Annotated in this window: 9 protein-coding genes; 1 reads left to right on the forward strand and 8 read right to left on the reverse strand. The window is 43.0% G+C overall.

Annotated features, from left to right (window positions below; all coding sequences use genetic code 11):
• Positions 1–7 precede the first annotated feature (7 nt).
• On the forward strand, positions 8–1,612 hold the full coding sequence (treF, locus tag ACKWCA_RS02265; protein WP_413976511.1) for an alpha,alpha-trehalase TreF: 1,605 nt from the start codon (positions 8–10) through the stop codon (positions 1,610–1,612).
• 2 nt (positions 1,613–1,614) lie between these two features.
• Here the strand turns inward: treF and ACKWCA_RS02270 are convergent, their stop codons facing one another.
• The 8 genes from ACKWCA_RS02270 to ACKWCA_RS02305 form a co-directional block, all read right to left on the reverse strand.
• Positions 1,615–3,918 carry an FdhF/YdeP family oxidoreductase gene (locus ACKWCA_RS02270; protein WP_413976512.1) on the reverse strand — a complete coding sequence of 768 codons (2,304 nt, stop codon included), beginning with the start codon at positions 3,916–3,918 and terminating at the stop codon, positions 1,615–1,617.
• Positions 3,919–4,185: 267 nt separating this feature from the next.
• Positions 4,186–4,587, reverse strand: a complete 402-nt coding sequence (locus ACKWCA_RS02275) for an RDD family protein (RefSeq protein WP_413976513.1) — start codon at positions 4,585–4,587, stop codon at positions 4,186–4,188.
• A gap of 150 nt (positions 4,588–4,737) precedes the next feature.
• Entirely contained in the window at positions 4,738–5,202 is a 465-nt protein-coding gene (locus ACKWCA_RS02280; RefSeq protein WP_413976514.1) for a GNAT family N-acetyltransferase, read from the reverse strand.
• Complete coding sequence (dcm, locus tag ACKWCA_RS02285) at positions 5,186–6,451, reverse strand: DNA (cytosine-5-)-methyltransferase (RefSeq protein ID WP_413976515.1); 1,266 nt, start codon at positions 6,449–6,451, stop codon at positions 5,186–5,188. Before dcm ends, ACKWCA_RS02280 begins: the two co-directional genes overlap by 17 nt.
• A 90-nt stretch (positions 6,452–6,541) precedes the next feature.
• Complete coding sequence (locus tag ACKWCA_RS02290; protein WP_413976516.1) at positions 6,542–9,562, reverse strand: DNA polymerase III subunit alpha; 3,021 nt, start codon at positions 9,560–9,562, stop codon at positions 6,542–6,544.
• 107 nt (positions 9,563–9,669) lie between these two features.
• Positions 9,670–10,026: a four helix bundle protein gene (locus tag ACKWCA_RS02295; protein ID WP_413976517.1), complete on the reverse strand. Its 357-nt coding sequence runs from the start codon at positions 10,024–10,026 to the stop codon at positions 9,670–9,672.
• A 36-nt stretch (positions 10,027–10,062) separates the two neighbouring features.
• On the reverse strand, positions 10,063–11,277 hold the full coding sequence (dinB, locus tag ACKWCA_RS02300; RefSeq protein ID WP_413976518.1) for a DNA polymerase IV: 1,215 nt from the start codon (positions 11,275–11,277) through the stop codon (positions 10,063–10,065).
• 216 nt (positions 11,278–11,493) lie between these two features.
• Positions 11,494–11,664 (reverse strand): DUF6747 family protein, encoded by a 171-nt coding sequence (locus ACKWCA_RS02305; RefSeq protein ID WP_413976519.1) that lies wholly within the window; start codon positions 11,662–11,664, stop codon positions 11,494–11,496.
• Positions 11,665–11,714: the final 50 nt, after the last annotated feature.

An 11,714-nucleotide genomic window follows, 5' to 3' on the forward strand; every position in this document is an offset into this window, starting at 1 on the left:
GAACAAAATGGTGAGATCTATAGCGCTTCTAGCGCTTATGTTGGCGTTGGCATGCAAAACCGAAAAGAAAGAGATCCAATCTACAGTTGTTTCTGAAACAGCTACTAGCGAAAGTCCAGAGCTCCAGACCCCCGACCAACTTTTAGGAGAACTTTTTGCGGATGTTCAATTAGCACAAGTTTTTGAAGATGGTAAAACCTTTGTCGATTGCAGGGCGAAGTACCCCTATGAGACCATTCGAACCAATTATGCCGCTCAAAAAACCAATTCCGAGTTTGATTTAAGGGCCTTTGTATTGGCCCACTTTGAAATTCCCCCTTCCATAACGTCCGACTTTAAATCAGACCCGAATCGTTCCGCTGTCGAACATGTGGAGGCCCTCTGGCCCGAACTTCAACGGCAGTCCGATGTCGATCAAAATGGAAGTACTTTGATTACTTTACCCAAACCATATATCGTTCCGGGAGGTCGGTTTCGCGAGGTGTATTATTGGGATAGTTATTTTACGATGCTCGGACTTGCGGAAAGTGGCAAATTTGATCTCATCAGAAATATGTTGGATAATTTTGCCCATCTAATCCAAACGGTAGGGCATATCCCGAATGGAAACCGCAGCTATTACATCACTCGATCCCAACCTCCATTTTTTTCGCAAATGGTGGCCTTGCTGGCCAAATATGAAGGGAATTCGGTTTACAGCACCTATAAGGAAGCGTTACGAACGGAATACGAGTTTTGGATGGATGGTGCTGACTTGACTTCCCAACTCAACACAAAACCTATAAAACACTGTGTCAGTACGCCTTCAGGAGTGATGAACCGTTATTATGATTTAGGAGATACGCCCCGTCAAGAATCTTATAGAGAAGATTATGAATTGGTTCAAGAAATGAACGGGCGAGCAAAAATGTACCGCGATTTACGCTCAGGAGCCGAATCAGGTTGGGATTATACGACCCGATGGTTCGCCGATGGAAAGACCATGGGCACTATTGAAACAACCGATATCATTCCCGTTGACCTCAACGCTTTACTCTTTGGTCTTGAAGAGGTCTTGATTCGATGTTATTCCGATGATGTCGCCTATACCGCCGCTTTAAAGACCAGCATGAAAAGTAGAAAGGACTTCTTGGAGAAGTACTCCTGGAACACGAACGATAAGGTCTTTGAAGACTTTAATTGGGTAAAACAGCAGCAGACCGGCATCAAATCGTTGGCCATGGTATACCCCCTATTCTTCAAGATGGCCACACAAGAACAAGCCGACGGAATCGCGGCATACTTAAGAAAGTATTTTTTAAAACCCGGTGGCCTACCCGCTACCTTGAATTATTCAGGTCAACAATGGGATGCTCCAAACGGTTGGGCACCGCTACAATGGATGGCCATTAAGGGCTTGGATCGGTATGGTCATTCCGACCTGGCAAAAACCATTGCAGAGCGTTGGGTAGCGCTCAACGAAAAAGTCTATGCCAATACCGGTAAGTTCGTCGAGAAATACAATGTGGAGGACATGACCCTTGAAGCCGGTGGAGGGGAATATCCGGTACAAGACGGCTTCGGGTGGAGCAACGGAGTGTACCTCGCCCTCAAGGCGTATGTAAAGGAATAAGCTTACGAAGCGTCTTTGATCAAACGAACACGTATGGATTTACTGATCGGGGTTTTGCTTTTGTCCGCATAATGATTGTAAGGCACCAGCACATTGGTTTCCGGAAAATAGGCCGCTAAATCCCCCTTTGGAATAGCGTAAGGAATCACCTTGAAATTATTCGCCTTTCGCACGATTCCGTCATAGGTACTGGTCATGTGCACCACATCGAATTTTTGTAATTGGGCATCCTTCATGTCTGCAGGGTTCATAAAAAGAACCCTTCGTGCATTGTATATTCCACGGTAACGATCATCCAATCCGTAGATTGTGGTATTGAACTGATCATGGGACCGAATGGTCATCAATAGATATTCATCCGGCGCCAACTGGTGTTCCGGAATTGTATTGATGGTCAATTGCGCCTTACCATTGGGTAGTTTGCTGAAATCCAATTCGCGGACGTTGTTGGGCAAATAATACCCCGCCCCTTTCGAGCGATTTTCAGTATGGTCAAACCCCTTGACAACCAAATCGATTTTTTCGCGAATGTGTTCGTAATTTTCCGCCAGCGATTTCCAATCCATTGAATGCTTACCTTCAAAAAAAGTATCCGCCAATTCCGAGATGATATCGGGTTCGCTTTTGATAGTATCGGAGGCTGGTTGTAATAGTCCTCTAGACTGGCGCACCTGCCCCATACTGTTCTCGACCGTAATATGACGTAACTTCCCGTTCTTCATGTCCTTTTCCGAACGCCCATACGTCGGAAGGATGAGACCTATTTTTCCAGTGACCAAATGGGTACGGTTCAATTTGGTACTGACCTGAACCGTTAGATTACAATTCTGAATGCCTTCTGCCGTATATTCCGTATCGGAAGCTGCCATGAGAAAGTTACCGCCCAAACACATGAAGAATTTTGCCTTTTCTTCATACATCGCCTTCATTGCCCCAACGGTATCGTACCCTTCTTTTGAGGGCGGCACAAACCCCAAGTGCCTTTCTATTCTTTCGTTTAACTCTTCATTGACAAAATGCATGATGCCCACACTTCGGTCACCTTGTACATTACTATGACCTCGTACCGGACAAGTGCCCGCATTAGGCTTGCCAATGGCCCCTTTCAACAACAGGAGATTGACGAACTCACGAATATTCTCGACCCCATTTTTATGTTGTGTCAGACCCATGGCCCAACACACGACTATTTTTGATTTCTTGGCCAATAACTCGACTACCGCATTGATTTTGTCCAACTCGACGCCACACTGTTGGAGTAGTGCTTTTTCATCATAGGTTTTCAAATCGGCCAGTAAAGCTTCGTAACCGTCAACATATCGTTTTATGAAATCATGATCAAAAACCGCATCGCTAATAGCGTCCAAAGCGGCCAACTTGATCAGGATCAATTTCATCAGCGGAATGTCTTGATTGATTCTAACAGGAAGGTGGAAATCCGCAATATCCTCTCCCGAACCGATCCATCCCTTCAAGTGCTGTGGGTTCTTGAAGTTCACTAATCCCGACTCCTTCAACGGATTGATACTAATGACCTTTCCGCCGTTTTGCTTGCACTTTTCAAGAGCGGATAACATACGTGGATGATTGGTGCCGGGGTTTTGGCCTGCAACAATGACCACCTCAGCCCCATACAGATCTTCCAATTTCACAGAACCCTTTCCTATACCCAAAGTTTCACTCAAGGCCACTCCACTTGATTCATGACACATATTGGAGCAATCGGGCATGTTGTTGGTACCCAAAGCACGCGCGAACATTCCATATAAAAAAGCGGCCTCGTTACTCGAACGCCCTGAGGTATAAAAAATAGCTTCGTACGGGGAATTCAATTTTTTGAGCTCGGTGGAAATCAATTGATAGGCTTCTTGCCAACCGATGGGTTCATAGTGAATACTACCTTCGCGTAACACAAGTGGTTCAATGAGCCGTCCGAATTTATTCAACTCATAATCGGTCAACAACGAAAGTGCTTCAACAGAATGTTGTTTAAAAAAGTCCGCACCGATTTGGGAGGTCGTGGCTTCATCGGCCAAGGCCTTTGCCCCGTTCTCACAATACTCTGCTACCTTAGAGGGTTTTTCCGGATCTGGCCAAGCGCAACTTGGGCAACTGAATCCATCTTGTTGGTTCATATCCAACAAGGCCGTCATCGACCTGACCACGCCCATTTCCTTAAAACTATGACGCAAGGCCGCTTGAACCCCTAAAGGTCCTGCAGCCACTCGCATGGGGTCTTTCAATTTAATATCCAAAAACTCTTCATTGCCTCGTATGGAAACGTTTCTTGTAAACTTCTCAGCCATATAGCACTCTTGTGAGCTATAAAGTTAGGTTTTATTTGTTGACGTCCGTAATGAAATAAGTCCTCATGAGGACTTAAAAAACAAAATCATAGCTATTCACCACAACTTTCCCTTGCTACACATCATTTCTTTTCTCGAATCGAGCGCTCCACATATCTTTGGAGGGTAATTAAAGAGTAAATTTTTTCATTTTCATATAGTGTTCTCGTAAAAGAGCTCCGATCGAAAGACGGAGCTCTTTTTAGTTTTATTCCGATTGGGTTACTCTTAAGTTGTCTTTTCAAGCACTACCGATCCAGCTACCAAATCATGGATCGCTTTTTTCTTCTCGTTCCCGGTAACTGTTAAAAGGGAAATCCAACCTAATGAAGCTTTAAAGACAAATCGAAGCAAAGCCGCAAAAAAAGAAATGTTCTTATTTCGATTGCGGTCTTTCTTTACAGAGATACCCGCATAGGAATGCCCTATAGTACCTCCATAAACACTTGTGAAAATAGGGTCATAACATACAAATATCAGCACAAAGGCCGTAATCCTGATGTATTGTGGTACGGTTTCGAACTGTGCGAAAATTTCAGAAATCAGATACACAGCGGCAATTAAGAGTATACTATCGATAACTGCGGCTTTTACCCGGTCGGGGAGTTGAGCGTAATTCTTTTCCTTCATAAGTATTCGAATGTACTAATCCTAAACTATACGGCATAAAAAGCGGCTGATAATGCCATATTAAAACCAAGGTTGTTACATTAACTTTTTTAATTGTCTTCTAAGATAAATCCAAGATTTAGAATAGCGCCTGCTTACGATGGATTTTCCTTAATTGATCCTACCATCCCTTATCAATTTAAAGGCAACCTTGCGCACCCCATGGTCGGTATCCCATTCTTTTGTTTTTTGAAAACCAAACTGCTGGTACAGGTTTTTTGCGGGATGATTGTCCAGGCCTGTTTCCACAGTAAACGATTTAACGTCATGGGTATCAAGAACAAATTGAAGCAAAGCACTGGCCATTCCTTCTCGGAATGAATCAGGATGTACGACCAAACTTTGGATATGAATGGATCGCAACTCCATCTTTAATTCTATTACACCTTTTAAGTTCTGATTTTTGTGGTAGCCGTAAAAGGTGTTCTTACTGTTCAGAAAAGCAGCCAAAGGTCTTTGCAAGGGTGGAAAATCAACGACCTTCAACAACTTGGCCTCAACGGCATAAGCGGCCTGAAAGATTATTCGAATGCGCTTCGACGTTGCGTTCGTGGTATGATCAAGTTGTACTATCATCGTGAACTTCCGATTGCCCGATCTGTTGGTATAGGGCGGCACCTATTTTCCCAACCACACCAACGACTAGGGCGTTGCCCATAAAGAAGGCGCGTTTGGTATCGGTGATTCCCTCTAGTTTCGTGTGATTGTCGGGAAACATGTTCAGGCGTTCCAATTCCACGGGGGTCAATCTTCGAAGACCCTTTTTGGTATGGACTACATGCTTAAAACGCGACGCCGACTTCCCTCCTTCTCCTGTGATAATAGTTCTTGAGGCATTGTCCAACGCATCAGGAAACACCATACTACCCTCGCTATAGTTGTATTCAAACCCGGCCGCTGTTTTTCTGATTTCCTTTTTGGCACCTTTCAAATAACTCCACTTGGGCAGGTCTTCTTCGGCGATAAAAAAATCTTCGGTTACTTCCCCGTTCTGAAGAATATCGCCCAAAACCGTGCGCTTTCCCTCAAAACTAGCCATGGTCTTCAAAGTGTGCACTTTCCCTTGAGACATTAGCCCGGTATTTTGAAAAGGGGATAACTTTCCATCTTTATTGAACGTTTCGGTAATGGAAACCAAATCTCCGTTCAATTCAAAGTCCAGACAATTCGAGACATCGGTTCTTACGGGAAAGGCATTGGCAATGGTTCCCTGCTTTAACAACCAATCTGTCTTATTTGATTTAAGAAGTTTTTTGTAAGCTGAAGTGGACTTATGGTAAGCGATGAAAAAAATTCGTCGTCGCCGTTGCGGCATCCCATATTCGGCCGCATTGATGACGCGCCACTCTACCGCATAGCCCAAATCATCCAAACTTTTGAGCATTACGGCATAATCACGTCCGCGCTGATTCGATGGGGATTTTAACAGCCGATCTACATTCTCTAAAAAAAGGTATTTGGGCTTGTTCTTTTTTTCAGAAAGAATTCTGTGGATGGTCCACCAAAGCACTCCTTTTTTACCGATCAACCCTTTGGAGTTATGTAGTGTTGTCGCCACGGAATAATCTTGACACGGAAACCCACCTACGAGCAAATCATGATCAGGTATTTCAGCACTACCGATCGAAGCAATGTCTTGATTGGAATGATGCTCGCTTCCGAAACGAGCTTCATAAACCCTGGATGCGTGTTGCATCTTTGTCGAAGGTTCCCACTGGTTACTCCAAATCACTTCATAGTTCGGACTTTCAGGTTTCGGAAAACCTTCCAATCCCAGACGAAAGCCCCCTACACCTGCAAAAAGTTCAACAACTTTGATTTTCATTTGAACATTCAGAATTCATAAACGAAACTATTGGTTTTTTCAATACGATCCTAGCGACACAAAAGTTTTAAATACAGAGGTTTTGAACAACTACCCGGACTTGGGCATATTTCGTTCTTTTTCTTGAAAAACCTTTACACTGGTTTTCATATCGGCATATCTCGGATCTTGAATATAATCTTGCTTCTTCATTTTAAGGACCTCAATACTTAAAAACCCAAATTCACTGACCACCTTGCCATAAAAACGGTAAACACCCTTACCCCGAAAATGATACTGCGCGGCCACGGGGGGAAACAATACCGTATCGAAAACCTTACCTTCTTGATCGATCATTGTGGCAAAATGCATTCGCTTTCCACTATGGGTGCTCGTATTCTTGACCGTGACCAAATACCCGTAAATATCGATATGATGGTTCAGAAAATGCTTAAGGTTCCTGACACATCGATTATTCTTGGGGGGATCGGCCAATAGATCAAACGGACTGCACAAGCAGAAGCCCAAAAGCTCCAATTGTGTGAAGGCCATTTCAAGAGCTGTAGTATGTAATTGCGGAATACGAAAATCTTGATGCCGCGGCGGAAACAATTTTGGATGGTCGATTTTTGCGTTCTTGTTCAAAAAGAGATGGGCTTTCCATAACAATTGGTGCTTATTGACGCCCGTAAACCGAAACGCATCGATGCGAATCAAGATACTGATCTGATCAACGGTGATAAAAACCCGATCTAGAAATGCTTCCAGGGAGGTAAAATAACCATTTGCCATTCTTTCCTTTAAAATACGTTCGGCAACCCGGTTCTCCAATTCGCGCAAGTAACCAAATCCCAGAAAGATTTCCTTTCCATAGATTACATTTTTATTGAAGCTTCTATTGATACACGGCGGATGGATCGTGGCCCCCATCATGCGCGCCTCGTGCACATAAAACTCGGAGCGGTAAAATCCGCCACCGTTGTTCAATACAGCTACCATATACTCTAATGGATAGTAGGCACGCAGAAAAAGGGTCTGATAGCTTTCTACGGCATACGATGCCGAATGCCCCTTTGCAAAGGCATAGCCTGCAAAACTGGCAATTTGGTTCCAGATTTCCGAAATAAGACTTTCTTCATAACCCTTGTTTCTACAGTTCGCGAAAAACTTATCCTTTACTTTTTGAAACTCTTCGCGCGACCGGAATTTTCCGCTCATACCCCGACGCAATACATCGGCCTCGCCCAAATCAAGCCCTGCGAACAGGTTGGCTACCTTGATAACATCTTCTTGATATACCATTACCCCATAGGTTTCGGGCATGATATTTAACATAACCGGGTGTGCTTTTTCTTTCTCCCTGCCCGGATTGCGATGTCGCAGAATATATTCCCGCATCATTCCGCTTTTTGCGACACCTGGTCGAATAATCGAACTTGCAGCGACCAAACCCAGATAGTTATCGACCTCCAATTTTTTGAGCAACATGCGCATGGCAGGTGACTCTACATAGAAGCACCCCATGCACTGTGCCGTTTTGACCAGGGCGTTGATCTTAGGGTCTGTGATAAACCGCTTGACATTATGAATATCGAAACTACCTGATTCATCAGGTCGATTGTAGGCAATGATCTCCAAAGACTCCTTAATCTTTGCCAGTCCGCGCTGCCCCAAAATATCGAACTTGTAAAGCCCTACATCTTCCGCAATGACCATATCATATTGTGTGGTAGGAAAGCCTTTAGGAGGAAGATTGGTCGCCGAGAACCAATGCAAGGGCCTTTCACTGATCAATATCCCTCCCGCATGAATACTCAAATAATTGGGCATGCCTTTGATCAAGCGGCCATACTTTAACACCAATAGCGATACCTCATCAAGTTTTGAAGGGTCATACCTTCCCTCGGAAAGGAAATCGATCTCACTTTTCGGAAGCCCGAATACTTTGCCCAATTCACGAATGACCCCTCGATCCTTAAAAGTTACGTAGGTGCCCAGAAGAGCTACATGCTTAAAGCGATCAAAAATATACTGGGTCATCTCAGGCCTATCACGATGGGAAAAATCGATATCAAAATCCGGCGGATTGGCACGGTACAAATTGATGAACCGTTCAAAATACAGATCTAAATCAATGGGATCTACATCGGTAATCCGAAGTAGGTAAGCCACAATACTATTGGCTCCACTACCACGACCTACATAAAAAAAGTCTCTTTTTCGTGCCTCGGAAACAATGTCCCAATTGATCAAAAAATACGAAACAAACCCCTTCTCCTTGATCAGCTGTAATTCTTTCCGTAATCGGTCATAAATATCCTTTCCCGGGTTGTGATAGCGATAGGGCAACCCCTCTTGACAAAGTGCTTCGATCAGTTTTTCATCCTCGTCTCGATTACCTGTGTAAGTAGCAAGGTTTTGTGGCCTACGCTCCTTGGAAAAATCAAAATGAATGGTGCATGAATTTAACAAACGTTCCGTATTCTCTAGAATGAAAGGATATTCGGAAAAGACAGCCGCCAAATTTTCGATCGGAAACATTTTTTCATCTTCATTTCCTTCTTCGGTCTTCTCGAGCTTACTCAGCAGCATATTATTATCAATAGCCCGCAACAATCGGTGTGCATTGAAATCGCGTCTATTGCGAAAAGTAACAGGCTGCTGTACCACCAATTTGTCTTTCAACTTCAATAGTTTGGAAAATGGCAAACGACGTAAATCGGCAATGGAAATCCCAATAAATTCATCTACGGCAAAATCATACTGGTTGTTCAATACTGCCTTTTCAAAAGGATATACCACATAAGCATGTTCAAATTCGGGAGCGATCGAAGCGAACTTTTTTTCATGATGCAGGTGTGCCGAGAGAAAATCGTTCAGTTCTAAATAGCCTTCATTGTTTTTTGCAATACCGATGAAACATTGATCTACCCCATTCCGAAAATCGATCCCTAAAATAGGTTCAATATCATATTTTGGAGCCAAGCGCACGAAATTGAGTCCGGCCGAAGTATTGTTGATATCGGTCAGTACCAGCTTGGCCACATGATTTTTTTGAGCGAGACGCAAGAGTTCCTCTTCGGAAAAGGTTCCAAAGCGAAGGCTGTAGTATGTATGACAGTTTAAATACATTGCATAGTATTGGATTCCAAGCACCAAATTCCAAATCACAAATTCCAGACAACAAAATTGAAATTCGGAATGCTAGACCGTACCTAAGAAGCCTTCGAAATTTAGTTTTACGAACTTGACCTTTTATTGATTATTGATGATAAAATTTTTCTACGCCCAACGGCCTCAATGATTAACTCTCCAGCTTTTGAGCTATAGCCACTATTTAAATCCTTCAGAAGTTTTAGCCAATATTCTGCCTCTTTAGCTTCTTTTCTTGCAATCTTAGCTCTCATCAAAAAATCTTTCTCACCAAGCTTCTCGTTAGCTTCAATATAATTTGCTCCTACTGATCCTGACGCTCTGATAAGTTGCTTTCCATCCTCAATATTATTTAAAGTCTTCGGTAACATTTTTATAAAAAAGCGGCACTCCCTTGCACACAAATATGTTCTCTCCTCTAAATTGTAAATCTTATTTCCCATGTCCTTGATATTTGGAATTTATGATTTGGAATTTCTCTATTGTTTTCGATGCGCCAATACGATCGGGGGTTGCCCGTTAAACGGATTGTGCATTCGCCCTATGGTGTTCTTTCCCATCGCCGAGGCACGTACTACGCTTTTATCACCGTAGCGATTTCTGATAGTATCCATGGCCCGATATAAATTCAAGGCTTCCTCCGTGTCTTCGAACATATTGATCTGATAGTTTCCGCTGACCAAATGACTGAACCGAATACCGATCAACCGTACCAATAACCTTCTGTTATAGAGTACCTTGAACAGTTCTAAAATCTTCGAGATTAAAATATGATCGGCACTGGTGTACGGAATTCGCATTTGCTTTGAGTAGGTATTGAAATCGGAATACCGGATCTTGACCGCAATGCAAGCAGTGAGCTTCTCGCCCCGTCGTAGCTGATAGGCCAGATTTTCGGTCATGGCGATCAAAAGACCCCTTAATTTGACCACATCGATAGTATCTTTATCGAAAGTGCGTTCATTGGAAATCGACTTCCGTTCCCAAAAAGGAATCACGGGGGTATTGTCGATGCCGTTTGCCCGTTTCCAGATGACGGTTCCGTTTTTACCGAGTACGCGTTGCATCACATCCATAGGCATTTCTTGTACGGTACGGATCTGTCGTAATCCTAGGTTACGAAGGGTTTGATAGGTCTTATCACCTACCATGGGTATTTTTTTGATGGAAAGGGGGGCCAAAAAGGTTTTCTCTAGTCCAAAATCGATTTTCAATTGATTGTTAGGTTTGGCTTGCCCTGTAGCTACTTTTGATACTACTTTATTGGCCGATAGGCCAAAGGAAATAGGGAGTCCGGTTTCCTTTATGATCTTTTGTCGCAGTTCAGAGGCGTATTTATATGATCCGAAAAAACGGTCCATGCCAGAGAGATCGGCATAGAACTCATCGATGCTCGATTTCTCGAATAGCGGTACATACTCCTTTATAATTTCAGTCACCAGATCGGAGTGTTTGCTATAGGTACCCGCATTGCCTTTGATCCGTATCGCCTCCGGACATAATTCTTTTGCCATTTTCATAGGCATGCCCGAGTGAATACCATACCCCCTGGTCTCATAGCTACAAGCGGCCACTACGCCACGATCGCTAAGCCCTCCGACGAGTATCGGCTTATCTTTTAAACGACTATCGAGCAGACGTTCCACGGATACAAAAAATGTATCAAGATCAAGATGTAGAATGTTTTTGGTCATCACTATCCTAAAAAGGGATAGCTAATTTATGGAAATATTCCTATTTTATGGAATATTTCCTATTTTTTAAAGAAGAATATAAAAAATAACTTCCGTTCCCCGATTTTCAATACCACATAGCTAATGTTCTCACGTATATCAATAAAAAAGCCTCCAACATAAGTTGAAGGCTCTTCAGCAATGGGGTTCGATTTTCATCACATCAAATTTGGGTTACTAATCAAAAGCAAAGCCGGTAAACATTCTAAATAGCAATGCATATAGTCCGATAGAAATAAGGGCAAAGCAAAACCATGAAAATACTTTCAAATAGTTCTTTAGAATATAATTCCCTAGGTTTCTGAATCCCTCTAAATAAATTTCCTTAATAAGTAATGTCGTCTTCATAATCGTTTCATTTTAATCGTTATACACTACTTAAACAACAAAGGGCGTGC

It is taken from the genome of Maribacter corallii, from assembly GCF_047345415.1.
Lineage (GTDB): Bacteria > Bacteroidota > Bacteroidia > Flavobacteriales > Flavobacteriaceae > Maribacter_C.

Bases quoted from the DNA above. Each gene is read 5' to 3' on its own strand.
- treF (WP_413976511.1), top strand. From the start codon at position 8: ATGGTGAGATCTATAGCGCTTCTAGCGCTTATGTTGGCGTTGGCATGC.
- ACKWCA_RS02270 (WP_413976512.1), bottom strand. From the start codon at position 3,918: ATGGCTGAGAAGTTTACAAGAAACGTTTCCATACGAGGCAATGAAGAG.
- ACKWCA_RS02275 (WP_413976513.1), bottom strand. From the start codon at position 4,587: ATGAAGGAAAAGAATTACGCTCAACTCCCCGACCGGGTAAAAGCCGCA.
- ACKWCA_RS02280 (WP_413976514.1), bottom strand. From the start codon at position 5,202: ATGATAGTACAACTTGATCATACCACGAACGCAACGTCGAAGCGCATT.
- dcm (WP_413976515.1), bottom strand. From the start codon at position 6,451: ATGAAAATCAAAGTTGTTGAACTTTTTGCAGGTGTAGGGGGCTTTCGT.
- ACKWCA_RS02290 (WP_413976516.1), bottom strand. From the start codon at position 9,562: ATGTATTTAAACTGTCATACATACTACAGCCTTCGCTTTGGAACCTTT.
- ACKWCA_RS02295 (WP_413976517.1), bottom strand. From the start codon at position 10,026: ATGGGAAATAAGATTTACAATTTAGAGGAGAGAACATATTTGTGTGCA.
- dinB (WP_413976518.1), bottom strand. From the start codon at position 11,277: ATGACCAAAAACATTCTACATCTTGATCTTGATACATTTTTTGTATCC.
- ACKWCA_RS02305 (WP_413976519.1), bottom strand. From the start codon at position 11,664: ATGAAGACGACATTACTTATTAAGGAAATTTATTTAGAGGGATTCAGA.